This window comes from Glycomyces albidus, assembly GCF_009451885.1.
In the GTDB taxonomy this organism is placed as follows: domain Bacteria; phylum Actinomycetota; class Actinomycetes; order Mycobacteriales; family Micromonosporaceae; genus Glycomyces; species Glycomyces albidus.
On the sequence record NZ_WIAO01000004.1, the window covers coordinates 103779 to 130550 of the forward strand.

Genomic DNA, 26772 nt, shown 5'->3' on the forward strand with positions numbered 1-26772 from the left:
GACACGGTGCTGCTCGAACTCACCGGCATCTCGAAGCGCTTCGGACCGGTGGAGGTCCTCTCCGACGTCGATCTCGCGATCGACGCCGGAGAGGTCTGCGCCCTGGTCGGCGACAACGGCGCAGGGAAGTCCACTCTGGTCAAATGCGTGGCCGGCATCCACGACATCGACGGCGGCGAGATCGCCGTCGACGGCGAGGTCCGGACCATCACCGGGCCCCGCGACGCCGCGGCCCTCGGCATCGAGGTGGTCTACCAGGACCTCGCCCTGTGCGACAACCTCGACGTGGTCGAGAACCTGTTCCTCGGACGCGAGAAGCGCCGCGGCATCGTCCTCGACGACGACGCCATGGAGCAGCTCGCCGCCGAGACCCTCTCCTCGCTCGCCGTGCGCACCATCCGCAACCTCCGCCAGCCCGTCGCGAGCCTCTCCGGCGGCCAGCGCCAGACCGTCGCCATCGCCAAGGCGGTCCTGTGGAACTCGCGGCTGGTCATCCTCGACGAGCCCACCGCCGCGCTCGGCGTGGCCCAGACCCGCCAGGTCCTCGAACTCATCCGGCGCCTCGCCGACCAGGGCCTGGCCGTCCTCTACATCTCCCACAACCTCAACGACGTCTTCGCCGTGGCCGACCGGATCGCCGCGCTCTACCTGGGCCGCATGGCAGCCGTGCTCGACGCGGCCGACACCACCCAGTCGCAGGTCGTCGAGCTGATCACCAGCGGCCGCTCCGGCCAGCTGGGCCTCACCGACCAGAACACCGACCTGAACGGAGCCCGGTCGTGACCACCGCTGCGCCTCAGAACGACGTCGAAGCCGCGCAGGCGGCCCCGCCCGGCGCGGCCCGCGCCGTCCTCGACCACGCCCGGTCCTACTGGGCCGAGGTCCGCTCCGGCGAAGTCGGCGCGCTGCCCGCGGTCGCCGGGATCATCGCGCTCTGCGTGTTCTTCGGGCTGAGCAAGCCCGTGTTCCTGTCGGTCGGGAACCTCGCCAACCTCTTCGGGCAGGGCGCGGCCGTCGCGTGCATCGCGATGGGCCTCGTGTTCGTCCTGATCCTCGGCGAGATCGACCTCTCGGCCGGATTCGCGTCCGGCGTGTGCGCCTCCGTGATGGCCGTGATCCTCACCGACTGGGGACTGGCCTGGCCGCTCGCGATCGGCGCGGCCCTCGCCACCGGCGTCGCCATCGGGCTCGTGCTCGGGACGCTGGTGGTGAAGCTCGGCATCCCGTCGTTCGTGGTGACGCTCGCGGCGTTCCTGGCCTTCCAGGGGATCGTCCTCATGATCCTCGGCGAGGGCAGCAACATCTCCATCAACGACGAGACGGTCAAGGCGCTCGCCGGCGGGAACCTCGAACGCTGGCAGGGCTGGGCGCTGCTGGTGGTCACCGTCGCCGCGTACGGCGCGATCCAGATCCAGCGGTGGCGGCGGCGGATCGCCCGCTCGCTCGTGCACGAGCCGCTCGCGGTCGTGCTGGCGCGCGTCGGCGCGCTCGCGGCGCTGCTGACCGCGACGGTGTTCCTGCTCAACCTGGAGCGCTCCGCGAACCCGCAGATCATCTCGCTCACCGGGGTGCCGGTCGTCGTGGTCATCCTCGGCGGCATGTTCGCGATCTGGACGTTCGTGCTGCACCGCACCAGGTTCGGGCGGCACCTGTACGCCGTGGGCGGCAACCCGGAGGCGGCGGTCCGCGCGGGCGTGAACGTCGACCGGGTCCGGATCGCCGCGTTCGTCATCTGCTCGGGCATGGCCGCGGTCGGCGGCGTCGTGGCGGCCTCGCGCGCGGCCTCGGTGGACCCGAACACCGGAGGGTCCAATGTGCTGCTCCTTTCCGTAGGGGCGGCCGTGATCGGCGGTGCTAGCCTCTTCGGAGGCAAGGGCACGGTGCGGGCGGCCCTCCTGGGAGGAGCGGTGGTGGCGATCATCAACAACGGCATGGGCCTCATGGGCCTCAGCGCCGGCGTGCGATTCGGCGTCACCGGTGCGGTCCTGCTCCTCGCCGCCGGCGTCGACGCCATGTCCCGTGGTCGGGGCAAGCTCTTCGGCAGGCACTGACCGGTGGCCCGGACCGGGACCGAGGAGCTGCGGCGACGCAACCGCGCAGCGCTCGTCGAGCAGCTCCACCGGCACGGGCCCCAGACCCGCGCCGAACTCACCGAGGCCCTGGGGCTCAACCGGTCGACGATCGGCGCGCTCGCGGCGGACCTGGCCGAGACGGGGCACCTGCACGAGACGACGGGGCGGTCGACCGGCTCGGCCGGCCGGCCGTCGACGCTCGTGGAGTGCGTTCCGAAGGCGGCCACGGTGACCGCGGTGGAGATCCGCGTCGACCGGGTGCGGTTCGCGCTCGTCGGGCTCGGCGGGGAGGTGCTCGAACGCGCCGAGGCCGAACTCGACGGCGCCGACCCGGTGGACGCGATCGAGGTGGTCACCGGCGGGGCGGCCCGCGACGCCCTGGAGGCGGTCGCGGCGGTGCCGGGGCTCGTGGACGCGGGCGTGGTCGCGCACTCGACGGAGCTGGGCTGGGCCGGCCGCGACCTGGCCGCCGACCTCGCCGCTGCGACGGGCCGCGCCTGGCAGGTGGTGGACACGGCGACGGCCGCTGCGGTCGGGGAGTGGTCGCGCGGCGACGCGCACGAGTCGACGAAGCTGCTGTACCTGCACGGCGGCCGCGGCCTGACCGCCGGCCTCGTCGTCGACGGCCGCGCTCAGCGGGGCGGGTCGATCCAGTTGGGGCACATCGTGGTCCAGCCGGGCGGGCACGAATGCGGGTGCGGGCTGCGGGGGTGCCTGGAGGCGGAGATGGAGGTCTTCGGGTACGCCGAGGACATCGAGTACGCGACGCTCGCGGCGGGCATGGGCGACGCCGCCGCACGGGACGGCCTGCGCCGCTCGGGCGAGGACCTCGGGCGCGCCCTCGGCGCGGTCGTGACCGCGACCGGCCCCGACGAGATCCTCTTCGGCGGCTGGCTGCGCGAGCTGTACCTCTCCACGGCGGCCCCGGTCCGCTCGGCGCTCGCCGAGACGACGCTGCCGCACCTGAGGTCGCGGCTGCGGCTGCGCACGCCGGTCCTGGGTGACGAGGGCGCCCTCATCGGGGCGGCGGAGACGGGATTCGCTGCGGTCATCGACGGGATGCGATGAGGGCTCGCGGCTTGTTCGAACCGGGAGGTGTCGGACCCGCGGGGGACACTTCAGATCCGGGGGTCCCTTGGGCATCCGATTTGAGCGGTTTCACGTTCCGGGGAGTTCGGCCCCACTCGGCCGGGAGGAGGTGGCTGGCCCGCCAGGACTCGAACCTGAAACGACTGAACCAAAATCAGTAGTGTTGCCGATTACACCACGGGCCATCGCAGGCGGATCCGAGCGATCGTCCCGCGCGCAGCCATCTTAGCAACCGCGGCTAGCGGTCGGCCCACACGTGCTTCGGGATCTGGGCGAGCACGTCGCACAGGAAGTCGGCCACCGGAAGAAGCTCATCCAGGTTGAGGCGGCCCTTGCGGAACGTCATCAGCCACGAGCCCTCGAACCGCCACCGGTAGGACTGCGCCCGCGGATCGGCGAGCATCCACTCCATCGTCCGCGGGTGGATCACGTCGTGCGCGAACCGCGGGTTGGCGGACACCACCCGGAAGCGCTCGTTGAACGCGTGGTTCTCGAAGTCGATGTCCTTGCCGAGGGACTTGGGCAGCAACCCCTCGCGGCCGATCTCCAGGTACGGCCGCATCGCCGGGAGGCCGACCGCCACCACCTGGAAGTAGTGGGTGGTCTCGTTCTCGCCGTCGCTGGTCCGGTACCGGTACTCGAAGCAGTGCAGGTGGACGCCCCGGTGCACGCCGCGGAAGACGTCCACCCCGCTGCGCCCGTGGCCGGCGGTGAACGGCGGCCTCGCCGAGATCCGCAGCACCGAGTCGTCCGCGGGCCGGTACTGGAACCCGTGGTGGGCGGCCCACGCCTGGCATCGAGCGATCCGGGCGTTGCGGGACCTGCGGCTGAAGTACACCGCCAGGCCGATGGCCGTGCCGATCAGCGCCAGGCACGTGAGCGGGGCGAGCACGAGGAACGCTGCGGCCGCGCCGTCCACGAGTACCCCCTCGGCTCCCGCCTCCGCCGGCCCCCGGCCCGGAGACGAATCGGGGCCGCGCCTTCCGGCGCGGCCCGTTTCGCTAGTTGTTCGACCAGACGTGCCGGGGCACCTGGGCGTAGATGTCGAGCAGGAAGTCCGCGTAGAAGAAGACCTCCTCGAGCTTGAGCAGCCCGGGCCGGAACGTCATCAGCCACGGCCCCTCGAACCGCCACTGGTAGGAGCGGGCGCGCTGGTCGGCGAGCATCCACTCCATCGTGCGGGCGTGGATCACGTCGTACGCGAAGCGGCGGTTCGGCGACTTGATCCGGAACGTGTCGTTGAACGTCTGGTTCTCGAAGTCGATGTCCTTCGCGAACCGCTTCGTCAGGAAGTTCTCCTGGCTGATGTCCAGCAGCGGCCGGGCCGTCGGCAGGCCGATCGCGACGACCTGGTTGTGGTGCGTCTGCGACTCCTTGCCCGAACCGGTCGTGTACGTGTACTGGAAGAACACGATGTGCGAGCCCTTGTACATGCCGCGGAACACGTCGATGCCCTTGCGGGAGTGGCCGACGTTGAACGGCTCCTCGCTGGAGAGGCCGACCACCGAGTTGTCGCTCGGCTCGTAGTGGAAGCCGTACTGGGCCGCCCAGGCCCGGTACATCGCGATCTTCTTCTGGCGGGCGCGCCAGCCGAAGTACGCGATGGCGAGGACGATCGCGCCGCAGGCGACGTAGACCAGCCAGTTGGTGCTCTCCACGGGGTGCATTCCTTCGTACACGGGCCGGGGCCGCGCGCGGGCGGCACCGGGGCAGGGGGGATCGAGAAGCGGCTACCGGCCGTAGGGCTGCTGGCCGTAACCGGGCTGCTGCGGCTGCTGGGGCTGCTGCGGGTAGCCCGGCTGGGGGGCGCCGTAGCCGGGGGCGTGGCCGGGCTGCGGGGCGCCGTAGCCGGGCTGGGGCGACTGGCCGTACCCCGGCTGCTGGGGCTGCGCGTAGCCGGGCTGCTGCTGGTAGCCGGGCTGGGGCGACTGGCCGTAGCCGGGCTGCGGGGCGCCGTAGCCGCCGGGGGGCAGCTGGCCGGGCGGAGGCTGCGGCGGCATCTGCTGCTGCTGGGGCTGCTGCATGAAGGCGGGCTGGCCCATGTCGCGCAGCTTCGGAGCGGTGCGGGCCTCGGGCGTGTCCAGCTCGAAGTACTCCTCGGGCTTGAAGCCGCCCATCTTGGCGGAGATCGAGCCGGGGAACACCTGGAGGGCGGTGTTGTACTCGCGCACGTTCGCGTTGTAGAACCGGCGCGGGGCCGCGATCCGGTTCTCGGTCTCGGTGAGCTCGGTCTGGAGCTGGAGGAAGTTCTGGTTGGTCTGCAGCGCCGGGTACTGCTCCTGCATGTGGATCACGCCGCGGATGGCGTTGCCGAGCTGGCCTTCGACCTGGCCCTGCGCGGCGTGGCCGGCGTTCGGGTCCTGGCGGGCCTGCATGGCGAGCGCCCGCGCCTCGGCCACCTGGCGGAGCGTCGCGTTCTCGGCCCCGGCGGCCTGCTGCACCACGTACATCAGGTTGTCGAGCAGGTCGTACCGGCGCTGGAGCTCCACGTCGATCTGCGCCCACGACTCCTGGGTGATGTTCCGCAGCCGAACCAGCTTGTTGCGCCCGCCGATGACGGCGAACATCAGGATCAGGCCGATCAGCAGCAGGAGGATCAGGATCCAGACGATTGGGTTGTCCATAATCCGTGAGCCTAGTCCATCTATGCCAGCGGGAGGGCACCCCCAACAGCGCTGTCAGGGGCGGCTCGCAGGCGCCGCCGATCCGGCCTCCGGCACAGCTCGCAAGCAACGCCGCTACTCCTTGCCACGGCTCACAAGCGTCGCCGCTCTACTCCCCGCCACGGCTCGCAACTTTCGCCGCGGTGCCGTCAAGCGCGGCCTGCGGGCGCGGCCGGATCGCCCCCGATCCGGCGCGCGAGCGCTCCGGGAGTCCTTCCCGCGCATGGCGAAAGCGCGTCAGGCCTCAGGAATGGGCATGCTCGACGATCGCCGCGAGCTCGGCCGCGACGGACTGGGCCACCGGCTCCTCCGACGCCTCGACCATGACCCGCACCAGCGGCTCGGTACCCGAGGGCCGCAGCAGGACCCGGCCGTCGGAGCCGAGCTTGGCCTGCCACAGGGCGACGGCGCTCTTGACGTCCTCGTGGTCGATCACGGACTTGTCGGCGACGCGGACGTTCAGCAGCACCTGCGGCGCCGGCGTGAACACCGACGCGAGGTCCTTCAGGGTCCGGCCGGTGGCGGCCATGCGCGCGAGCAGCATGATCGCGGTCAGGGAGCCGTCCCCGGTGGTCGCGTGGTCGGACATGATGATGTGCCCGGACTGCTCGCCGCCGAGGGAGTAGCCGCCCTCGGAGAGCCGCTCGAGGACGTACCGGTCGCCGACCTTCGTCGTCTCCAGTTCGATCCCGGCCGCGCCCATCGCCTGGTGCAGGCCGAGGTTGCTCATGACGGTCGTCACGAGGACGCCGCCGCGCAGGGTCCCCGCGTCGCGCATCGCGAGCGCGAGGATCGCCATGATCGCGTCGCCGTCGACCGTGGCGCCCTCGGCGTCGACGGCGAGGCAGCGGTCGGCGTCGCCGTCGAGGGCGATGCCGGCGTCGGCGCCGTGCTCGATGACGGCCGCGCGCAGGCCGTCCATGTGCGTGGAGCCGCAGTTCTCGTTGATGTTGAGGCCGTCGGGCTGGTCGTTGATGGTGATGACCTCGGCGCCGGCGCGGCGCAGGGCCTCGGGGGCGGCGCCGACGGCCGCGCCGTTGGCGGGGTCGACGACGACCTTGAGTCCGCCGAGCGGGTTCGGGCAGACCGCCACGAGGTGCTCGATGTACGACTCGACCGGGTCGACGGAGCGGACGATGCGGCCGACGCCGTCGCCCTGCGGGAGCGGCGCGGGGGCGTCCAGGGCCGCCTCGATGGCGTCCTCGACGTCGTCGGGGAGCTTCCGGCCGCCGGCGGCGAAGAACTTGATGCCGTTGTCGGGCATGGGGTTGTGCGAGGCGGAGACCATGACGCCGAAGTCGGCGCCGGTCAGGGCCGTCAGGTGCGCGACCGCGGGAGTGGGAAGGATGCCCAGGTCGATGACCTTGGCTCCGGCGGCGGCGAGGCCGGCGGCGCTCGCGGCGGCGAGCATCTCGCCGGAGGCGCGCGGGTCGCGGCCGATGACGGCCACGGTGCGCCTGCCGGTGGCGCCGAGGACGCGGGCGGCGGCGATGTTGAGGCGCAGTGCCAGGTCGGGCGTGAGGTCGGCGTTCGCCCGCCCCCGCACGCCGTCGGTGCCGAACAGTCGTGACACGGTGTGGCTTCCCATCTTGGCGGTGCCGGTGCGGCGCTCGCGGGCCCTCTCTGCGGACTGCGGGCCGGGACCGGACCGGTCGGTCGGCGGCAGGGCGGGTTCGGCCTGCCGGGTGGCATGGAAAAAGGGGCCGCCGAGGATGTCCTCCTCGGCAGCCCCGTCGCTTGTGCAGACTAGCGCGTCCCCCTCGGAAGGGGGAAGGCGTGCTAGCGCTTCGAGTACTGCGGCGCCTTGCGGGCCTTCTTGAGACCGTACTTCTTCGATTCCTTCTCGCGCGCGTCGCGGGTCAGGAAGCCGGCGGCCTTGAGGGCCGGGCGGGTGTTCGGGTCGATCTCGACGAGGGCGCGGGCGATGCCGAGGCGCAGCGCGCCGGCCTGACCGGTGGCGCCGCCGCCGTGGATGTTGACCAGGACGTCGAAGTTGTCGCCGGCCTCGACGGTCACGAAGGGCTCGGCCACGGTCTGCTGGTGGACCTTGCTCGGGAAGTAGTCCTCGAGGCTCTTGCCGTTGACGACGTACTTGCCGGTGCCCGGGACCAGGCGGACGCGGGCGATGGCGCGCTTGCGGCGGCCCACGGTCTGGATCGGGCGGTCGACGGGGACCACGGGGATGCTGGGCACGGACGGCGCGGCGGCGACGTCGGCGGGGACGTCCACCGGGACCTCGACGGGCGCGGGAGCCTCGGCGGCCTCGGCAGTCTCGACGGCGGGGGCTTCGGTTTCGGCGGCCTCGGTGGCCTGGATCTCGTCACTCATGTCTGCTCCTCGCCCGCGCCTACTGCGCGGCCTTCGTGATCTCGTACGGCTTCGGCTGCTGGGCGGCGTGCGGGTGGCCGGGGCCTGCGTAGACCTTCAGCTTCTTGAACACGGCGCGGCCGAGCTTGGTCTTCGGCAGCATGCCGATGACGGCCTTCTCGACCACCTTGTGCGGGGCCTTCTCCATCAGCTCGGCGTAGGACTTCTCCTTGAGACCGCCCGGGTAGCCGGAGTGGCGGTAGGCCTTCTTGGTCTGGAGCTTGTTGCGGGTCAGCACCACCTTGTCGGCGTTGACCACGATCACGTAGTCGCCGGTGTCGGCGTTCGGCGTGAAGGTGGGCTTGTGCTTGCCGCGAAGCAGTTCGGCTGCGTGCGTCGCGAGACGACCCAACACCACGTCGGTCGCGTCGATCACGAGCCACTGCGGTTCGATGTCACCCGCTTTGGGGCTGTACGTCGGCACAGTGTTACCTAGCTTTCGTTGTCGGTGTGGAACGAATCCCGCGGATGAGGGCGGGACCGCCTGAATCCCCGCGGCCGCGTGCGGCGCGCGCCGGCCGTGTCGCGGCCGGTCCGGGATTCGTTGGACAGCGCCCCTGCGAGCCGTGGAGACGGCTCAGTGCGGAGACACTCGAACAACAGCTGCCAAGTCTACGCGGTGGTGGCGGCCGCTCTGACGGCGGCCGCCGTGACCTCGGATACAGCCCGGTCGAGGCGGGGCCGGGCGCCTCCGGCGGTGGACGCGAGGGCCGAGCGCCGCCCGCTCACCCCTGGCCGGTGAGGGCGGCGACGGCGAAGCGGCCGGTCCATGACGGTCGCGCCGATGCCCGCGGCGGTGACGGTGCCGGCTTCGGCCAGCCCACGCCGTGGAGAGCGGTGTCGGCGGCGCACGACGCGCCGCCGACGCCGCGCCGGTCAGTTCCGTTCGGCGAGCGGCAGGTACACCTTGCCTCCGGAGGCGGCGAACTCCTCGCTCTTCTGGGACATGCCCTTCGCGGCGTAGTCCTTGAGCTCCTGGCTGATCTTCATGGAGCAGAACTTGGGGCCGCACATGGAGCAGAAGTGCGCGGTCTTCGCGGGCTCGGCCGGGAGGGTCTCGTCGTGGTACGCGCGGGCCCGGTCGGGGTCGAGCGCGAGGTTGAACTGGTCCTGCCAGCGGAATTCGAAGCGGGCCTTGGAGAGGGCGTCGTCCCACTCCTGGGCCTGCGGGTGGCCTTTGGCGAGGTCGGCGGCGTGGGCGGCGATCTTGTAGGCGATGACCCCTTCTTTGACGTCGTCGCGGTCGGGGAGGCCGAGGTGCTCCTTGGGGGTGACGTAGCAGAGCATCGCGGTGCCGAACCAGCCGATCATGGCGGCGCCGATCGCGGAGGTGATGTGGTCGTAGGCTGGCGCGATGTCGGTGGTGAGGGGCCCGAGGGTGTAGAAGGGGGCCTCGCCGCAGATCTCCTGCTGGAGGTCGACGTTCTCCTTGATCTTGTGCATCGGGACGTGGCCGGGGCCTTCGACCATGACCTGGACGTCGTACTCCCAGGCGATGTGGGTGAGCTCGCCGAGAGTGCGCAGTTCGGCGAACTGGGCCTCGTCGTTGGCGTCGGCGATGGAGCCGGGGCGGAGGCCGTCGCCGAGGGAGAACGCGATGTCGTACTCGGCGAAGATCTCGCAGAGCTCGCGGAAGTGCGTGTAGAGGAAGTTCTCCTCGTGGTGGGCGAGGCACCAGGCGGCCATGATCGAGCCGCCGCGGGAGACGATCCCGGTGACGCGGTCGGCGGTGAGGGGCACGTACCGCAGGAGGACGCCGGCGTGGACGGTCATGTAGTCGACGCCCTGCTCGGCCTGTTCGATGATGGTCTCGCGGTAGACGTCCCAGTCGAGCTTGACCGGGTCGCCGTTGACCTTCTCGAGGGCCTGGTAGAGCGGGACGGTGCCGATGGGAACCGGGGAGTTCCGCATGATGTGCTCGCGGGTCTCGTGGATGTGCTTGCCGGTGGAGAGGTCCATGACGGTGTCGGCGCCCCACTGGACGGCCCAGGTGAGCTTCTCGACCTCGGCGGCGATGGAGTCGGAGACGGCGGAGGTGCCGATGTTCGCGTTGATCTTGGTGAGGAAGTGCTTGCCGATGATCATCGGCTCGGTCTCGGCGTGGTTGACGTTCGCGGGCAGGATGGCGCGGCCGGCGGCGATCTCGGCGCGCACGAACTCGGCTTCGAGCCCTTCGCGGATGGCGACGAACTCCATCTCGGGGGTGATGATCCCCTGCTTGGCGTAGTGGAGCTGGGTGCGGCACGGGAGGGCGGTGCCGCCGTGCTCGATCGTGTCGGCGACGCCTTCCCGTTCGGCGATCCAGTGCGCGCGCAGCCGCGGCAGCCCGACCTCGGGCTCCGATCCGGGCCCGGACGTGTCGTACAGCCGCACGGCCGGCTCCCCGCCGCTCAATGCGACCTCGGTGAACGGGACCCGGACATCGGGCCGCGATCCTTCGACGTAGACCTTGCTTCTGCCGTTCATGCTGTCTCCTCAGTGATCTCGATCAATCGATCGCGCAGGGGCGGCGCGAACTGTCGTACCTGCGGCGCAGGGTTGGAACCGGGGGCCCGCAATCCGGCATTCGGGCGGTGTCTGCGCTGCCCGGAAGCCGCAACGCGGCACCGGACCGCTGAGCGCGCGATGTCGTACCCGCCGGGCAGGGTTTGAGCCGGGGGCCCGGAATCCGCGATTTCGGCGGTGATTGGGCTGCACGGAAATCCGCGGCGCCGTCTGCTGCTCCCCGCGGCACTCGATGTCGTACCCGTCGGGCACGGTTTGAGCCGGGGGCCCGTGATTCGCGGATCGGGCGGTGGCTGTGCTGCCCGCGGTTCATATGGCGGCGCTCTTGCGGCCGTGGTGGTGGTGAAGCGGTCCGCGGCCGGTGCCGAGGCGCCAGTCGGCGGCCGCCTTGAGCGCTTCGGTGACGTAGACCTTCGCGCCGGCGACGGCCTGCGGGAGCGGGTGGCCGAGGGCGAGGCGGGCGGCGATCGCGGAGGCGAGGGTGCAGCCGGTGCCGTGGTCGTTGCGGGTGGGAACCCGCGGGGCGGCGAGGTCGAGCATCTGGCCGTCGCACCAGAGCACGTCGACGGCCGCGTCACCGTCCCGGTCGAGGTGTCCGCCTTTGACCAGGACCGCCCTGGGCCCGTAGGTGGCGAGCGCGCGGGCGGCCTCGCGCATGTCGTCGACGGTGTCGATCTCGCGGCCGAGGAGCTGCCGGGCCTCGACGAGGTTGGGGGTCAGGACGGTCGCGAGCGGCCCGAGCCCGCTGAGGTACGCGGCCGGGTCGCCCTCGTAGAGCGGGTCGCCGGTGGTGGTGACCATGACGGGGTCCACGACGAGGTTCGGGAGCCGGTCGGCCTGTCCGTATTCGGCTACGAGTGCGAGCAGCTCGGCGCCGCCGAGCATCCCGGTCTTGACGGCGGCGACGGGGAAGTCGCCGAGGACGGCGTCGAGCTGCGCCCGCACGAGTGCGGTCGCGACGGGTTCGGCGGCGGTGACGCCGCGGGTGTTCTGCGCGGTGACCGCGGTGAGGACGCTCGTGCCGTGGACGCCGTGGGCGGCGAACGTGTGCAGGTCGGCTTGGATCCCGGCGCCGCCGCCGGAGTCGGATCCGGCGATGGTCAGCGCGATCGGCGGTTGCGGGTGGGAACGGTTCACAGGTCGGCCATCCCTTCGAACGTGGAGGAGGCTTTCGCCAAGTGCCGCTTGGGGATGCGTCCGGCGAGCCGGGCGGCGCGGCCGGCGTTGACGGCGTCGCGCATAGCGGCGGCCATGAGCGCGGGGTCGGCGGCGCGGGTGACGGCGGTGGCGAGGAGCACCGCCGAGCAGCCGAGTTCCATGGCGAGCGCGGCGTCGGAGGCGGTGCCGATGCCGGCGTCGCAGATGACGGGGACGTTCGCGTGTTCGCAGATGAGCGCCAGGTTGTGCGGGTTGCGGACGCCGAGTCCGGTGCCGATCGGCGCGGCGAGCGGCATGACGGCGGCGCATCCGGTCTCTTCGAGGCGGCGGGCCAGGATCGGGTCGTCGCTGGTGTACGGCAGGACCGTGAAGCCTTCGCGGACCAGGATCTCGGCGGCTTCGAGGAGTTCGACGGGGTCGGGCAGGAGGGTGTCCTCGTCGCCGATGACCTCGAGTTTGATCCAGTCGGTCGCGAAGGCTTCGCGCGCGAGCCGGGCGGTGCGCACGGCCTGTTCGGCGGTGAAGCACCCGGCGGTGTTGGGGAGGATGTCGACGCCGCATTTCTCGATGACGTCGAGGACCGAGCCGGAGGCGTTCGGGTCGACGCGCCGGAGGGCGACGGTGACGAGCTCGGTTCCTGAGGCGGTGATCGCCTCGGCGAGCTGGGCGTGATTGGCGGCGCCGCCGGTCCCGAGGATGAGCCGGGACCCGAAGGACTTGCCCGCGATGGTCAGTGCCGGGTCGGTGCGGCCGAAGGTCTGCGGTTCCATGGTCAGCCTCCTTGCGTGGCGGTCAGGACTTCGACGGCGTCCCCGTCGGTGAGCGGCCGGTCCCATTCCGACCGCGGCACCACTTCGCCGTTGACGGCCGCGGCGATCCCCCGCCGCGCCTCGGTCACCGCGGCGATCGCTTCGGCGACGGTCGCGATCCCTTCCCGTGCTTCGCCATTGAGTTCGATCTTCACGTTTCTTCCTCCACGCTTCCGTCCTCACTCGAGCGATCGGATTCACTCCGTCGCCGCACATCGCCGGCACCGGATTTGTCGGACCCGCCGTGCACATTTGATTCGGGGGCGCCTGAGAACGGCGCGTCAAGACGCTGCATGCTGCCTTCGAGTGCCTCGGTCTTCCCGGAATCCGGCCCGTCCGCCCTGCCGGCCGCGCCGGGCGCGGGCCGGCCGAACCTCGCCGGGTCGAACGCGCGGATCAGTCCCGGGTCGCCGCCGCGCAGCACCTCGGCGACCGCGGTCGCCGTGGCGGGGATGAGTGCGATGCCGTTGCGGTAGTGGCCGGTCGCGGCGATCGTGCGCGCGTCGAGGCGGCCGATGAGCGGCAGGTTGTCCGGAGTCCCGGGCCGGAAGCCGACGCTGATCTCGTCGAGGTGGTACTCGGCGGTCTCGGGCACGAGCTCGATGGACCGGCGCAGCAGGTCGTGAACCGCCCCGGCGGTGCCGGTCGTGCGGTCGAAGCCGCGTTCGTCGCTGGTCGCGCCCACGACGACCTCGCCGTTCTCACGCGTGACGATGTAGACCGAGTGCCCTTTCACATAGCCGCGCACCGTGGTCCGCGGGACGGCCTGGTCCGCCGCTGCCCGGAGTCGGAGGACGACGCCGCGCACCGGCCGCACCGGCAGCCCGAACCGCGCCGAGCCGCAGCCCGCCGCGATGACGACCTGATCGGCGTCGATCTCCCCCGGTTCGCGCACCGCGCCGGCCTCGATGCGGACGCCGGCGCGTTCGGCCGCGACCAGCAGCGCGGCGTGCACCGCGCGCGGATCGACCGCGCGGTCCTCGGTCGCGAGCACGCCGGCCCGCACCCGGTGGTTGAGCAGGGGCTCGGCGGTCCGGACGGCCCGGCCGGTGAGGACTTCGACGTTGCGTGCGGTGAGGCGGTACAGCTCGGTCTGGCGCTCGACCTCAGCCCGGTCGCCGTCCTCGACGCCGACGACGATGGTCGGCATGTCGCGGAAGCCGACCAGGACGCCGGAAGCGGCTTCGAGTTCGCGGGCGAAGTCGGGCCAGGCGTCGGCCGAGGCGGCCATGAACGGCGTCAGTGCCGCTTCGCCGTAGTGGGATTCGGTGACGGGCGCGATCATGCCCGCGGCCACGCGCGACGCGCCCGAACCGGGCTCCGGGTCGTGGACGACGACCTCGGCACCGGCCTGGGCGGCCCGCCACGCGACGGCAAGGCCGATGGAACCGGCGCCGACGATGGCGATGCGCATCAGACCTCGCCCACCCCTCGCAGGCCGCCGGCCGATCGGCCAGGCGCGGTGTCGGCGGCATCTCCCGGGGCCACATCGGCTTCCGGAACCGCCCTCGACGGTTCGCCCGGCGCTCGCGAGCCGTCGGCCGATCGTTCAGGCGCGGGGGCTGCGGTGTCCACCATGGGCGGCCGGGGACCCGGACCCGTCTTCGACGGTTCCGGCACCTCACGCCCCCCTCGTCGGCCATCCGCAGATCGCTCGGACACGCGCCCGTGCGCCACGACAGCATTGACGTCAAGTCGAGCACGAGTCGACGTCTCCCGCAGCGCCGCGTGCGATGCCGCGCTGGTCTCCGGCGCCCCCGGCGTCTCGCCGACCGCCGCGAGCAGGTCCGCCGTGGCCGCTGCCGGGTCGGGCGCGCCCGCGATGGCGCCGACCACTGCGACGCCGTGCGCCCCGGCCTCCCGGCACAGTGCGGCGCGTTCGGCGGTGATGCCGCCGATGGCGATGACCGGGAGGTCCACGGCTTCGCAGACCGCGGCGAGGCCGTCGAGTCCGATCGGTTGCGGCAGACCGGCTTTGGTGGTGGTACCCCAGACGGGTCCGACTCCGAGGTACGTGGCGCCGGCCCGGCGCGCGGCGCGGGCCGACTCGGGGTCGCGGCAGGTGCCGCCGATGATCGCGTCGGCGGGAAGGATCCGCCGCGCGGCGTCGACAGGGAGGTCCTCGGCCCCGAGGTGCACGCCGTCGGCGCCGACGGCCTGGGCGATGTGGACCCGGTCGTTGACAAGGCACACCGCGCCGTGCGCCTCGCACAGCGCCGCGACCGAGGCGGCGAAGTCGAAGGCCGCCCGGTCGCTGTAGTGGTCCTCGGGCCGGACCTGGACGAGACGGGCGCCGGCGGCCAGCGCGGCCGCGACGATGTTCAGCGGGTCGCCTTGCGGGGCAACGGGTTCGCTGCCGGTTCGGGGGCCGTCCGGGTGCGGGCCCGCGGCCTGTGGCGCGATCGGTGCGCGCGTGTCGGTGATGACGTGCAGCCGGGGTAGACGAATCGCTCGCATAAGCTCCTTCTCCCTGCGCCAGCATGACCTGGATCAGGTTCGACGGTCGGGACTACCGAGTCCCCTCTCAGCCCGATGCATCGGACTCCCGTGGGTGTGTATTCGTGTTCGGCCGTCACGCTACGCCATTGCGAGCACTACTCGCAAGCGGTGTGTCAGGAAGCGGACACCGAACCTGCCGCCGCGCGCTGGACGGCCGATCGGACTGTCTTCATTGCCCCGCGCAGCCCGTTTCGAGCCCTTTCACCTCTGTGACCTGGGTCTTGACCATCGGCGTCGACAGGGATTACGATGACCGCCATCACTATTACAACGTTGTAAAAAGAATGGGAGCTCCCAATGCGACATGCACTAGACCTCAGACGGGGAGGCGCGCTCCTCCTCGCGGCGGCACTCCTCATCGCCGCAGTTGCCGCGTCCGTCGGGTGGGCTCCCGCCCCGGCCGCGGCGGTGACCACCGGGAACGGCGCTCTCGTCTACTCGCCGGCGGCCGGCAGCTCGTTCAACCCCGAAGGCGGCGCCCCGGCCGGGACCACCTACGCCAAGATCATCGTGCTCAAGCACAGCGGCAGCGCCAACGGCACCCAGCTCGTCACCTTCGACAAGCTCGTCCTCCAGAACGGCGAGCAGGTCTACCCGATCTACCGCAGCACCAACGACGGCGCGAGCTGGACCCACGTCACCGACGTCAACCCCAGCGACCAGTTCCCCGCGCTGACCCGCACGGCCCAGCCGTTCCTCTACGAGGTCACCGAGACCACCGGCAACCTCACGGCGGGCACGATCCTCCTGGCGGGCATGATCATGCCGGAGAACCGCTCCAGCAGCCGGCTGGTCGTCTACAAGAGCACGAACCAGGGCACGAGCTGGAGCTACCTGAGCACCATCGACTCCGGCGGCCCGGCCGTCTACGACCCGAGCCCCTCCTCGACCACCACGACCGTGTGGGAGCCCTCGCTCGCGATCGACGCGAACGGCGGCCTGGTCGCGTACTTCTCCGACGAGCGCCAGAAGGCGAACGGCGTCCTCCAGGCCGTCTCCTACCGCCGCTCCACCGACGGCGGCCAGACCTGGGGCTCCCTCGTGAACGTCTCGGCCCCGACCAACCAGAGCGACCGCCCCGGCATGATCACCGTGACCACCCTGCCGGACGGCCGCTACCTCGCGACCTTCGAGGTCGTGAACCGCCCGAGCCAGTCCCAGAACACCGCGCCGGTCTACTACAAGACCTCCGCCGACGGCTTGAACTGGGGCAATGCCAACAGCATCGGCACTCCGATCAAACTGGCCGACGGCCGCGGCATCGGCTCCTCGCCGTACGTGACGTGGGTGCCGACCGGCGGGCCGAAGGGCATGGTCGTGGTCGCCTCGAAGTGGTCCCTCGACGCGAACGGCGCCATCGACGGCGGCCAGAACTTCTACGTCAACTACAACCTCGGCGAAGGCCCGTGGGAGCGGCTGCCGATGGCGGTCGCCTACGACGCCACCGACACCCAGGGCGGGAACTTCAGCGGCTTCGCGCAGGGCATCGACGTCAGCGCCGACGGCCGCACGCTCTACCAGGCCGTCAACGTCGAGAACCCGGCCACCGACCTGAACGACATCCGCGTCGGCTCGATCCCCCTCGACGCGCAGCAGTACGAGGCGGAGAACGCCGCCCTGAACAGCGTCTCCACCGTCACCCACGTGCAGGCGTCGAACGGGTCGAAGATCGGCAACATCAACGACACCGGCGACTACGTCGAGTTCACCGTCAACGTGCCCGCCGCCGGCACGTACACGATGAACGTCCGCTACGACAACGGATACGGCGCGACCGCGACCCACTCCGTCAGCGTCAACGGCGGCGGCGCCTCATCGATCAGCTACCCGGCCACAGTGGACTGGGGACGGTTCGGCTGGGCGCAGAAGTCGGTCACGCTGAACGCCGGCGCCAACACGATCCGGTTCACGAAGGGGACCAACTTCGCCGAGCTCGACGTCGTCCACCTGTACCGGAGCACCGCGCTCGACCCGGTCTTCCAGGTGCAGAACCGCAACAGCGGCAAGTACCTCGAGATCCTCAGCGCCCTGACCACCGACGGCGCCGCCGCCGGACAGTGGGGCGACACGAACCACGCGACCCAGCGGTGGACGGTCAGCGGCGGCGGCACCGTCCAGCTCGTCAACCGCAACAGCGGGAAGCTCCTGGAGATCCCGTCCGCGCAGACCGCCGACGGCGTCGACGCAGTCCAATGGGGACCGACAGGGAGCGCGACGCAGTCGTGGACGGCCGTCACGAGCAGCGGCTGGTGGACGTTCCGGAACGCCAACAGCGGCAAGCTCCTCGAGATCGACGGCTGCTCCACTGCGGACGGCGCGGTCGCGCAGCAGTGGACCGCCAACGGCGCCGCCTGCCAGCAGTGGCGGCTCGTCAAGGAGGGCATCCAGTAGCGGAGCACCGGCGGCTCGCTCGCGAGTCCCCGCCGGAGTCCTAGGGTCCGCCCTGCGGATCCGGCCCGTTCGGGCCGGAATGCGCGGGGCGGGGCCTAGGACTCGCCGCGTTCCACTCGGAGGACGCGGTAGCCCTTCGCGCTGGCGTGCTTGTCCACGGCCCAGCCGCGCTCGTCGAGCCAGCGCGCGAGCGAGTCGGCGCCGAGGTGCTTGGAGACCACGAGCCAGGCGACGCCGCCGTCCTTGAGGCGCGGGAGCCAGGTGTCCAGCAGTTCGTGGAGGGCCTCCTTGCCGACCTTGATCGGCGGGTTCGACCAGATCTCGTCGAAGCGGAGGTCCGCCGGGACCTCCTCGGGGACGGCCACGTGGACCGTGCCCGGGACGTTCGCGGTGTTGCGGCGGGTCAGCTCGAGGGCGCGGCGGTTGACGTCGACGGCCCAGATCTCGGCGTCGTCGCGCTGGGCGAGGACCTTGGTGATCGGGCCGTACCCGCAGCCGAGGTCGAGGAAGACGCCGGCGGTGTCGGGCAGGACGACCTTGTGCAGCAGCACGCTCGTGCCGGGGTCGAGGCGGTTGCCGGAGAAGACGCCGGTCGAGGTCGTCAGCTCGTACTCGACGCCGTCGAGTTCGAACCCGATGGTGCGCTCGCGGTCGCCGACCGCGGGCTGCTCGCTGAAGTAGTGCTCTGGCTGCTCGGACACATCGACCATTGTCGCCTGCCGCGCCGGGCGGGGTCGGCGGGACCGGGCGGGAGAGGCGTGCGTCCCGGGTCCGCCCCGGTGGAATATCACATGTCACATGGCGCCACAGCCGATGCCGCGACGACGTTCCGGGGACGAGCGAGTGCCAAGACCGCCCACGACACCACCGAGGCCGAGGTCCGCCTCCCGGCTCCCGACTCCCAGCACCCAGCACCCAGCACCCAGCACCCAGCACCCAGCACCCAGCACCCAGCTCAGCGAGGGCATGTCACATGTCGCTCGCGGCGCCGACCCGAGCGGTCACCCGTCGAGATGAACGACGCTCACCTGTCCATCTCCCGAGGGAACGATTCGCCGATTCGCCCGCTTCGGGGTTTAAGCTGCCACCATGGCACATGGCCCGTCCCCGTTCGGCGTCCCGCAGCAGGCGGGGCACCGGCACCAGCAGGAACCGGGATTCGACTGGGCTGAGTACGACGAGCGGACGCCGATGAACGCGCCCACCGTCCGGCTCAGCCAGGAGGAGCTCGCGCAGCTCGCACTCAAGCGCTCTCCCGAAGAGGAGATGGAGGCGCACCTGGACCACATCCACGCGTCCCGTCCTCTGCGCCGCGCCGCGCAGCGCGCGCGGCGCCGCACCAAATGGTGGCTCGTCGCGCTCGCGATCGTCAGCGGCCTCGCGGTCGCGGCCGCCTGCTCCGCGGGCGCGTTCATCGTCCTCCGCGAAGGCGAGCGGGACCCGGCCGCGCCGAGCACGGCCGCCGACCAGGAGTCCGCAGGGGACGAGTCGTCGGGCGCGCCCGAGGTCGTCGACCCGATCGCGAGCCGCGAGACCGACGCCGCACCGATCACCGTCGCGGAGCTGTTCGGCGCCGAAACGATCACGCCCGCCGGCGCCGCCGGTCCGTACGAGGTCCTGGAGACCGAGGAACTCGCCGACTGCGCCGAGGCCGGCCTCGAAGAACTCGCGACTCTGCTCGCGGAGACCGACTGCACCCAGGCCGTACGCGCCACGATCGTCAACCCCGACGGCGAGTACGCCGCCACCGCGGGAGTACTCAACCTGTCGACCGCCGCCGAGGCGGAGGAGCTCCGCGCGGCCATCGCCGCGGGCCTCGACGGCGGCTTCGCCGTCCTGCGCGCCGACGGCGGCGCCGAGGAGCTCGGGCGCGCCGACACCCAACTGGGCTACAACACCTACGGGCACTACCTCATGTACGTGGTCATCGGCTACACCGACGGCGAACCGCTGCTGGAGGCGAACGACGCCGTGCGGACCATCGTCGGGGACATCCTCGACATCTGGTTCGTGGACCAGCTCAACCCGCGCCGCGAGGTGCAATGACCGGGACTGACGGTGGTCTGATGGCCGAGGCGCGCTAAGGGCTTAAGGCCGTAGACCATCCCTAGCCCCCACCCACCCTGAGGGGACCGTAGACCCCATCCTTGCCGCCGGGTCCGACAAGAACCGGGCCCGGCGCCGCCGGTGTCACCCGAAAGTGGACGACCGCGGCGAAGCCGGCCGATGACGTCGGCCGGCGCTGCCGACCACCGCGCCGACCGTGCGCCGTCAGGTCTCCTCGTCCGGCCGTAGGCCGGGACAGCACCGTCCGACATCGGCCACGGGCAGCGTTGTGCGCCGGGGCGGCGCCGCGCCCCATGGGCGATGGCCCAGGCAGCGCCGAACCCCGTGGCCCGTCGGCGCCGTCGCGTCCGCCGGCCGGGGACCGCGCCGTGTCCGGCTCGTGAACATTCGCCCGAAAGGCTTGCCTTAACCGATGATCCCATGTTTCCATCGAGGGAGGCCGATGCCCGATCCCCCGTCAGCCGCTCCCCCGCAACCGGATCCGCCGGTTCCCCATCACGCACAGGAGCTGCACATGCCTTCCTGGTCCCTCCTCCCCCGCCGCGCGCTGGCCGCATTCGCCGCGCTCGCGCTCGCGCTGCTCGGCGTCCTCGCCCTCGACGCCGCACCGGCCGAAGCGGTCCGCCCGCCCGGCATCCCCTCGACCGCGACCGCGCAGGCCGAGCTGAACGCCCTCACGGTCGCCGCCGAATCCCACGGCTCGAGCTACGACCGCTCCCTGTTCCCGCACTGGAAGTCCGTGAGCGGTACCGGAAGCTGCACCGCCCGCCAGTACGTCCTCAAGCGCGACGGCCAGAACGTCGTCACCGGCGACGGCTGCCAACCGACCTCCGGCCGCTGGCAGTCCGACTTCGACAACACCTGGACGACCACCGTCTCCAACGCCACCATCGACCACGTCGTGGCCCTCTCCGAAGCGTGGGCCTCCGGCGCCTGGGCCTGGACCACCGCCGAGCGCCAGGCGTTCGCCAACGACATCAACTCGCCCCAGCTCTGGATCGCCACCACCTCCGCGAACTCCGCCAAGAGCGACTACGACCCCGCCGAGTGGATGCCCGTCAACACCACCGGGCTGCGCTGCGACTACGTCAAAGCGTGGACGCACGTCAAGTACCTGTACGACCTCACCGTCGACTCGGCCGAGAAGTCCGCGATCCAGTCGCACCTGACGAACTACTGCGGCTCGACCGGCGGCGACCCGACCGGCTGCACCGGATCGAAGACCACCGCCGCCGCGATCCCCGAGGGCCCGCCGCTGAACTCGACGATCACCCTGTCCTGCACCGGGACCGCATCCTCCAGCGGCCGGATCACGGTGAGCGTCACCCACCAGTACAGCGGCGACATCGCGATCGCGCTCATCGCTCCGGACGGCTCGAGCTACACGCTCAAGTCGTCGAGCGGCTCGACCACGCCGAACGTCAACACCACGTACAGCGCCAACCTGTCGAGCGAATCCCGCTCCGGCACTTGGACCCTGCGTGTCACCGACACCTACTCGGGCGGCTCCAGCGGCACCCTGAACAGCTGGTCGCTGACGATCTAGACCTCCGCCCGCAGTCCCCCAGGACTCGCGCAGAGGGCCGGGCGCTCGGCGCCCGGCCCTCCACTGTATCCACCGCAGGATCAAGTATGTCCTCTATGGTCAATCGTCGAGGCGCGCGCTCCAGTGGACCCGCTTGGGGCCCTCGGGTTCGACGCCGTACCCCTGGTCGCTCCATTGCGGCGTCTGCGTCAGGTAGAACAGGTAGCCCAGGGCCGGACCGACGACCACTGCCGCGATCCCGACGGCCACCAGCAGCCCCTGCAGGGTCGCCGTCGCACCGGCCGCCTCGGCGATCGTCACCTGGTCGACCAGGACCCACGGGTACTGGCCGATCCCCCAGCCCGCCATGACGGCCGCCACCGCGACCACCGCGGTTCCGCGCGCCGGACCGAAACGCTTGCGCCACAGCAGGACCAGCGTCGCGATCCCGCCGAGCGCCGACAGCACCACGACCGGCGCGGCACGGCCGATCAAGCCCTCCCACAGCGTCGGCGCGTCGCGCTCGACCGGGATGAGCGCCGCGAAGACGATGACGCCCGTCGCCGCACCGACCACGAGGGAGCGCCGCCGCAACCGCTCCGCCAGCGCCTCCCGGCCGCGGCGGGCCGCGTCGGCCGTCAGGAACGTCCCGGCCAGGAACGCGCAGGTCCCGACCGAGATCGCGCCGGTGAACAGGGGCGTGGGCGCGATCCAGGAGGTCCACGCGTCCCCGTACCCGCCTTCGGGAACGCGTCCTGACGCGAGCGCGCCGGCGATGGTGCCGAGGAAGAACGGGGCCAGCACGGAGGAGGTCGCGAACACGATCCCGAACAGCCGCGCCTGCCAGAGCGTCTCGCTGTACTTGCGGAACGCGAAGCTCGCGCCGCGGAGCACGATGCCGACGAGGGCGAGCGTGAACGGCACGTACAGGGTGGTCATCGTGGCGGCGAAGGACTCCGGGAACGCGGTCCACCAGGTCACCAGCACGTAGATGAGCCACACGTGGTTGGCCTCCCACACCGGGCCGATGCTCTGGTCGATGAGGGTGCGGACTTCGGCGCCGCGGCGGCTGTCGCCGGCGGTGAGGTCGTGGAATCCGGAGCCGAAGTCGGCGCCGCCGAGCACGGCGTAGCACAGGACCCCGGCGAACAGCGCGGCGGCGACGGCGAATTCGAGCGTCATCATCGCCCGGCCTCCGTGTCGTCGGTGCCGGTGCCGGTGCCGGTTCCGGAGAGATCGCGTTCGTCGGCGCAGTCGCGGACCGCGGCCGGTCCGTCGGCGGCCGCGAGCGGCGACTGCGGCCCGTACGGGCTCGGGAGGTCGTTCGCACCCTTGCGCCAGCGGCGGGCCATCGACCTGAGCACGACGATCGCGCCGAGGGTCATGCCGCCGTAGAGGACGACCGATCCGCCGTAGATCGCCCACAGCTCGCCGGAGTGGTCTCCGGCCGCTTCGGTGGTCCGCATGACGCCGTAGACGATCCACGGCTGGCGGCCGACCTCGGTGGCGATCCAGCCGGCCTCCATCGCGACGACCGCGAGGATGCCGGAGACGGCCATGAGCCGCAGGAACCACTTGTTGTCGAGCAGGTCCTGCTTTCGGCGCCATCGCAGGGACCAGTAGAGGAGCACGGTCGCCAGGAGCAGCAGGCCGATGCCGACCATCGTCTGGAACGAGTAGTGCGCGAAGTTCACCGGCGGTTCGTCCTCCTCCGGGAACTGGTCGAGGCCGGGTACGGGTTCGGTGAACGAGTTCAGCGACGCGACCGAGCTGAGGTACGGGATCTCGATGGCCCACTTGACCTCGCCGTCGACGTAGATGCCGCCGATGGTCAGCGGGGTGGCGCCGTCGGCGGTCTCGTCGGCGAACTCGAACGCGGCGAGCTTCGCGGGCTGCCGTTCGGCCAGGTCGTGCCCGAGGAAGTGCCCGGCGAAGGGCTGGGCGAGGGCCGCGACGGTGGCGAACGCGAACGGAACCATGAACCCGAGCCGGTGGTGCCGGTCGCGGCGGCCCTTGAGCATGCCCACGGCGTAGACCGCGGCGATCGAGAAGCCCGCGACCATGTACGCGGCGAGCCACATGTGCGCGAAGGCGAGGAACGCGTGCTGGTTGAACAGGACCGCCCACGGTTCGACGTTCACGACTTCGCCGCCGACGATGTCGAAGCCGGTCGGCGCGTTCATCCAGGCGTTGACGGCGAGCACGCAGTAGGTGCCGACGACGCCGGTGATCGCCATGGGCAGCACCATGAGCAGGTGGAGCTTCTGGGGCATGCGGCCCCAGCCGTAGAGGTAGATGCCGAGGAAGATCGCTTCGAGGAAGAACGCGAGCCCTTCGAAGGCGAAGGGGAGTCCGAGGACGTCGCCGAACGTGCCCATGAGGCCGGGCCACAGGAGGCCCATCTCGAAGCTGAGGACGGTGCCGGAGACGGCGCCGATGGCGAAGAGCACGGCGGAGACCTTGCCCCACCGCTTGGCGAGGCCGAGCGCGACGGGGTCGTTCTTGCGGATGCCGCGCAGGTGCATCACGAAGATGATCGCGGGGAACGCCACGCCGAAGCAGGCGAGGATGATGTGCCACCCGAGCGACAGGGCCATCTGCTGCCGGGCGGGCATGAGCCCCGCGGGGTCGGCTGCGGCGACCACATCGGAGGCTTGGGCGAGGAGCTGGGTTGCGTCCATGCCTTGACGCTATTCGCTCGGATGACCGAATCCACGCTCTTGTGAAAGCATTCACAAGCCGCTGAGTACTCGTTCCGAACGTGTTCAAAAACGCTTGGGCCTGCGGAATCGCAGGAAACGCGGCGGTTTCGCCGCCCGGCGAGGGGGTCCGACCGGCCGGCGCTCAAATCCGAGAAAGTCCGGCCCGGCGGGGTCGCCGCCGGGCCGGACCGAGGGCTCGCGTCAGCAGGACCGGTACTGCTTGGGGAGTTTGAGACCGTAGTCCTTCATGACGTCCCGGAGCACGTCCGGGTAGTCGGTGATGATGCCGTCGACGCCGTCGTCGATGAGCTTGCGCATGGTGGCCTCGTCGTCGACGGTCCACGGGACCACTTCGATGCCGTAATCGTGGGCGTGGTCGACCATCGCCGCAGTGACGTACGGGACGTAGCCGGGGTCGTTCACGGTCCCGTTCTGCGGGGAGCCGTGGACCGGCGAGAACGCGTCGGCGCCGAACGAGTCGATCGCGGCGATCGGGTCGCCGCCGAAGTCGTCGATGTCGATGCCGCCCAGCCACGGCGAGGCGCCGGGCTGCCCGGTCTGGAGGAACGAGATGTTGGTGAGCGCGACGAGCGGGAGCTCGGGCGCGGTCTCGCCCATGAGCATGAGCGCGCCCCAGTCGAAGCTCTGGACGGTGACCTGGCGGCCGATGCGGGCGTCGCGGATGTCGTCGACGACGGCCTCCACGAACGCCTCGCGCGGCGCGGTCTCGTGCGGCGCACCGGCTTCGACCTTGGTCTCGATGTTGAGCTTCACGCCGTGGGCGCGGTAGTCCCTGACGAGGTCGAACACCTCGGACAGCAGCGGCATCGGCTCGCCCGGGTGCGCCTCCTGGCCGGGGAAGTTCGGCTGCGTGAGGGTGCCGCAGTCGAGCGTGCGGACCTGCTCGAGGGTGAGGTGGGTGATGTACTCGCCCACGTACGGGTACTCGGGGTCGCCTTCGAACGCGGGGGCGGTGTCGAGGCACTTGGCGGCGGCGACGCGGCGGTCGTGGGTGACGACGGCGTGGCCGTCCTCGGTGATCTGGACGTCGAGTTCGAGAGTGCTCACCCCGAGCTCGAGCGCGTTCGCGAAGGCGGGCAGCGTGTTCTCGACGACCAGCCCGAGCCCGCCGCGGTGGGCCTGGAGGTCGAAGTCGCGCTCGGGGTGCGCTTCGGCGGGCGAGGGCAGGGCGATGAACAGCGCGGAGGCGGTGACGGCCGCGACCGCGCCGGCGGTGAGGAAGCGTCTCATGGCCTCAGCTTCGGACCCAAGGCTGACTCGGGGATGAATTGCCGCCCTCTTCGGGGTGACATTTGTCCGGGTGCATCGAAGCCGCAACGCTCCCGTTCGGAACCGACTTCGGCACTCGTCCGGGTGACATTTCGGCTCGCGGGCTCCGCTGGGCCGATTCTTGTCGGACCCGCGCGCAAGGATCGCCGCTACGGTCCCCTCTGGGTGGGTGGGGGCTAGGGACGGTCTACAACCTTAAGCCCTCAGTGCGTGCGCACATCGACCCGCGAACCCCGCGGCAACTGCGGGCAGGCGGGCAGGCGGGCAGGCGGGCAGGCGGGCAGGCGGGCAGGCTTCGGGACCCTACCGCTCGAGCGTTCGCACCCGGCGCGTCAGGTCCACCCGCGCCCGCCAGTCGGCCGGGTCGGCGGAGTACGCGACCTCGACCAGCGTCAGTCCGTGCGGCCCCACCACGTGCACGTCGTTGGCACGTTCGCCGATGGTGAGGATCGACGCGAGCCACTCCTCGTCCCGCCGCCCGTCGCCGACCGCCAAGGCGGCGCCGACGAGGCTGCGGACCATCGAGTGGCAGAACGCGTCCGCGCGCACCGTGGCGACCGCGGTCCCGTCCTCGTCCCGCGCCCAGTCGTACTGCAGCAGTTCGCGGATCGTCGTCGCGCCTTCGCGCTGCTTGCAGAAGCCCACGAAGTCGTGCTCGCCGAGCAGCCGCCGGCACGCGGCGTGCATCCGCTCGACATCCAGCGGACGCGGCCAGGCGAGCGTGTCGAGTCGCCGCAGCGGGTTCACGCCCCAGGTCGCGTCGGCGACGCGGTAGCGGTAGCGGCGCCACTGGGCCGCGAACCGGGCGTTGAACGACGCGTCGACCGCTTCCGCGGACACGACCCGCACGTCCGGCGGCAGGATCCCGCGCAGCCGCCACAGCAGCCGCTCGCGAAGCTCCTCCCACTTCCCGGAGGGGACGTCGACATGCGCGACCTGCCCGGTCGCGTGCACGCCCGCGTCGGTGCGGCCCGCGACCGTGAAGTCGCCGATCTCGCCGAACAGGAGCTCGAGGGCCCGGATGACCTCGGCGGCGACCGTCCTGCGCCCCGGCTGCAGCGCCCAGCCCGAGAACTCGGCCCCGTCGTAGGCGATGCCGAGCCGCAGCCGCGTCGTGTCCTCCACGCCGATCCCTCCTCGAGAAAACGAAACCGCGCGCAGAGCATATGCCCTGCGCGCGGTCCTCTTGACTTGCGAGCCGACTGCCGGCCCGGGCCGTCTTAGTCGACCAGCTCGATGATCGCCATCGGCGCGTTGTCGCCCTTGCGGTACCCGGCCTTGATGATCCGGGTGTAGCCGCCCTCGCGGTTCGCGAAGCGGGGGGCGACCTGCTCGAACAGGTCGTGCGTGGCGTCCTTGTTGCGGAGCTTCGCCAGCGCCAGTCGGCGGTGGTGCAGCGTGCCCTTCTTGCCGTACGTGATGAGACGCTCGGCGTAGGGGCGCAGGCGGCGGGCCTTGGTCACCGTGGTGGTGATGCTGCCGTGCTCGAACAGGGAGGCGGCGAGGCCCGAGAGCATGAGCTTCTCGTGCGCCGGCGAACCGCCCAGACGCGGGCCCTTGGTGGGCTTAGGCATTTCTTACTCCTCTTGGGTTGACGCGGCCGGCCGTCTTACGGAACCGACCGCCGTATTCACG

22 protein-coding genes, 1 tRNA gene, 2 pseudogenes and 1 riboswitch are annotated in these 26772 nt (G+C 71.3%); of the genes and pseudogenes, 6 read left to right on the forward strand and 19 right to left on the reverse strand.

The genetic code is table 11. The features are described 5' to 3' along the window. Positions 1-6 precede the first annotated feature (6 nt). Genes GFD30_RS05125 through GFD30_RS05135 form a run of 3 tightly spaced genes read left to right on the forward strand, consistent with a single transcriptional unit; the run spans position 7 to position 3140 of the window. Complete coding sequence (locus tag GFD30_RS05125) at positions 7-783, forward strand: ATP-binding cassette domain-containing protein (protein ID WP_322632961.1); 777 nt, start codon at positions 7-9, stop codon at positions 781-783. Further along, positions 780-2051, forward strand: a complete 1272-nt coding sequence (locus tag GFD30_RS05130; protein WP_322632962.1) for a sugar ABC transporter permease — start codon at positions 780-782, stop codon at positions 2049-2051. The genes GFD30_RS05125 and GFD30_RS05130 overlap by 4 nt, the downstream gene beginning before the upstream one ends. A gap of 3 nt (positions 2052-2054) precedes the next feature. After that, positions 2055-3140 (forward strand): ROK family protein, encoded by a 1086-nt coding sequence (locus tag GFD30_RS05135; protein ID WP_153024137.1) that lies wholly within the window; start codon positions 2055-2057, stop codon positions 3138-3140. 131 nt (positions 3141-3271) lie between these two features. Here the strand turns inward: GFD30_RS05135 and GFD30_RS05140 are convergent. From GFD30_RS05140 to thiE, 13 genes and pseudogenes are all read right to left on the reverse strand, one after another. Continuing rightward, positions 3272-3346, reverse strand: a tRNA-Gln gene (locus GFD30_RS05140). Positions 3347-3399: 53 nt separating this feature from the next. Continuing rightward, the gene (locus GFD30_RS05145; RefSeq protein WP_153024138.1) at positions 3400-4080 is read right to left on the reverse strand and encodes a type III secretion system chaperone family protein; all 681 of its coding nucleotides are present in this window, start codon (positions 4078-4080) and stop codon (positions 3400-3402) included. A gap of 82 nt (positions 4081-4162) precedes the next feature. Continuing rightward, entirely contained in the window at positions 4163-4819 is a 657-nt protein-coding gene (locus tag GFD30_RS05150; protein WP_153024139.1) for a hypothetical protein, read from the reverse strand. A gap of 72 nt (positions 4820-4891) precedes the next feature. After that, a complete protein-coding gene (locus GFD30_RS05155; RefSeq protein WP_153024140.1) occupies positions 4892-5785 on the reverse strand; it encodes a LemA family protein in 894 nt (297 codons plus the stop codon). Positions 5786-6068: 283 nt separating this feature from the next. Next, positions 6069-7397 (reverse strand): phosphoglucosamine mutase, encoded by a 1329-nt coding sequence (gene glmM / locus GFD30_RS05160; RefSeq protein WP_322632963.1) that lies wholly within the window; start codon positions 7395-7397, stop codon positions 6069-6071. 206 nt (positions 7398-7603) lie between these two features. After that, entirely contained in the window at positions 7604-8152 is a 549-nt protein-coding gene (rpsI, locus tag GFD30_RS26695; protein WP_153024142.1) for a 30S ribosomal protein S9, read from the reverse strand. A gap of 19 nt (positions 8153-8171) precedes the next feature. Then, a complete protein-coding gene (rplM, locus tag GFD30_RS05170) occupies positions 8172-8615 on the reverse strand; it encodes a 50S ribosomal protein L13 (RefSeq protein WP_322632964.1) in 444 nt (147 codons plus the stop codon). 452 nt (positions 8616-9067) lie between these two features. Beyond that, positions 9068-10657, reverse strand: coding sequence for a phosphomethylpyrimidine synthase ThiC (gene thiC / locus GFD30_RS05175; RefSeq protein WP_153024143.1), 1590 nt, complete (start codon positions 10655-10657; stop codon positions 9068-9070). Positions 10658-11005: 348 nt separating this feature from the next. After that, positions 11006-11833, reverse strand: coding sequence for a bifunctional hydroxymethylpyrimidine kinase/phosphomethylpyrimidine kinase (gene thiD / locus GFD30_RS05180; protein WP_322632965.1), 828 nt, complete (start codon positions 11831-11833; stop codon positions 11006-11008). Then, the gene (locus GFD30_RS05185) at positions 11830-12624 is read right to left on the reverse strand and encodes a thiazole synthase (RefSeq protein WP_153024144.1); all 795 of its coding nucleotides are present in this window, start codon (positions 12622-12624) and stop codon (positions 11830-11832) included. The genes thiD and GFD30_RS05185 overlap by 4 nt, the downstream gene beginning before the upstream one ends. A gap of 2 nt (positions 12625-12626) precedes the next feature. After that, positions 12627-12818, reverse strand: coding sequence for a sulfur carrier protein ThiS (gene thiS, locus GFD30_RS05190; protein WP_322632966.1), 192 nt, complete (start codon positions 12816-12818; stop codon positions 12627-12629). Next, positions 12815-14077: a glycine oxidase ThiO gene (thiO, locus tag GFD30_RS05195; protein ID WP_153024145.1), complete on the reverse strand. Its 1263-nt coding sequence runs from the start codon at positions 14075-14077 to the stop codon at positions 12815-12817. Before thiO ends, thiS begins: the two co-directional genes overlap by 4 nt. Positions 14078-14433: 356 nt before the next feature. After that, positions 14434-15120 (reverse strand): annotated as a pseudogene (thiE, locus tag GFD30_RS05200) (thiamine phosphate synthase); the annotation flags it as partial. Further along, a riboswitch (TPP riboswitch) is annotated at positions 15114-15222 on the reverse strand. Its footprint overlaps the pseudogene before it by 7 nt. 237 nt (positions 15223-15459) lie before the next feature. Here thiE and GFD30_RS05205 point away from each other — a divergent pair. Beyond that, complete coding sequence (locus GFD30_RS05205; protein WP_153024147.1) at positions 15460-17553, forward strand: RICIN domain-containing protein; 2094 nt, start codon at positions 15460-15462, stop codon at positions 17551-17553. Between the two features lie 95 nt (positions 17554-17648). Here GFD30_RS05205 and GFD30_RS05210 read toward each other — a convergent pair whose 3' ends face one another. Further along, positions 17649-18263, reverse strand: coding sequence for a class I SAM-dependent methyltransferase (locus tag GFD30_RS05210; protein WP_153024148.1), 615 nt, complete (start codon positions 18261-18263; stop codon positions 17649-17651). Positions 18264-18642: 379 nt separating this feature from the next. Here GFD30_RS05210 and GFD30_RS05215 point away from each other — a divergent pair, with 379 nt between their 5' ends. Together GFD30_RS05215 and GFD30_RS26175 are read left to right on the forward strand one after the other, a co-directional pair. Further along, positions 18643-19599 carry a hypothetical protein gene (locus GFD30_RS05215; protein ID WP_153024149.1) on the forward strand — a complete coding sequence of 319 codons (957 nt, stop codon included), beginning with the start codon at positions 18643-18645 and terminating at the stop codon, positions 19597-19599. 535 nt (positions 19600-20134) lie between these two features. Next, positions 20135-21166 (forward strand): proprotein convertase P-domain-containing protein, encoded by a 1032-nt coding sequence (locus tag GFD30_RS26175; protein WP_194201855.1) that lies wholly within the window; start codon positions 20135-20137, stop codon positions 21164-21166. Positions 21167-21265: 99 nt separating this feature from the next. Here the strand turns inward: GFD30_RS26175 and GFD30_RS05225 are convergent, their stop codons facing one another. From GFD30_RS05225 to rplQ, 5 genes and pseudogenes are all read right to left on the reverse strand, one after another. Further along, positions 21266-22327, reverse strand: coding sequence for a cytochrome d ubiquinol oxidase subunit II (locus GFD30_RS05225; protein ID WP_153024279.1), 1062 nt, complete (start codon positions 22325-22327; stop codon positions 21266-21268). After that, positions 22327-23826, reverse strand: a complete 1500-nt coding sequence (locus GFD30_RS05230) for a cytochrome ubiquinol oxidase subunit I (RefSeq protein ID WP_153024150.1) — start codon at positions 23824-23826, stop codon at positions 22327-22329. The genes GFD30_RS05225 and GFD30_RS05230 overlap by 1 nt, the downstream gene beginning before the upstream one ends. Positions 23827-24048: 222 nt before the next feature. Beyond that, a complete protein-coding gene (locus GFD30_RS05235; RefSeq protein ID WP_153024151.1) occupies positions 24049-25098 on the reverse strand; it encodes a glycerophosphodiester phosphodiesterase family protein in 1050 nt (349 codons plus the stop codon). A 342-nt stretch (positions 25099-25440) separates the two neighbouring features. Then, on the reverse strand, positions 25441-26262 hold the full coding sequence (gene truA / locus GFD30_RS05240; RefSeq protein ID WP_322632968.1) for a tRNA pseudouridine(38-40) synthase TruA: 822 nt from the start codon (positions 26260-26262) through the stop codon (positions 25441-25443). Between the two features lie 101 nt (positions 26263-26363). Next, positions 26364-26711: pseudogene (gene rplQ / locus GFD30_RS05245) on the reverse strand (50S ribosomal protein L17); the annotation flags it as partial. Positions 26712-26772 lie beyond the last annotated feature (61 nt).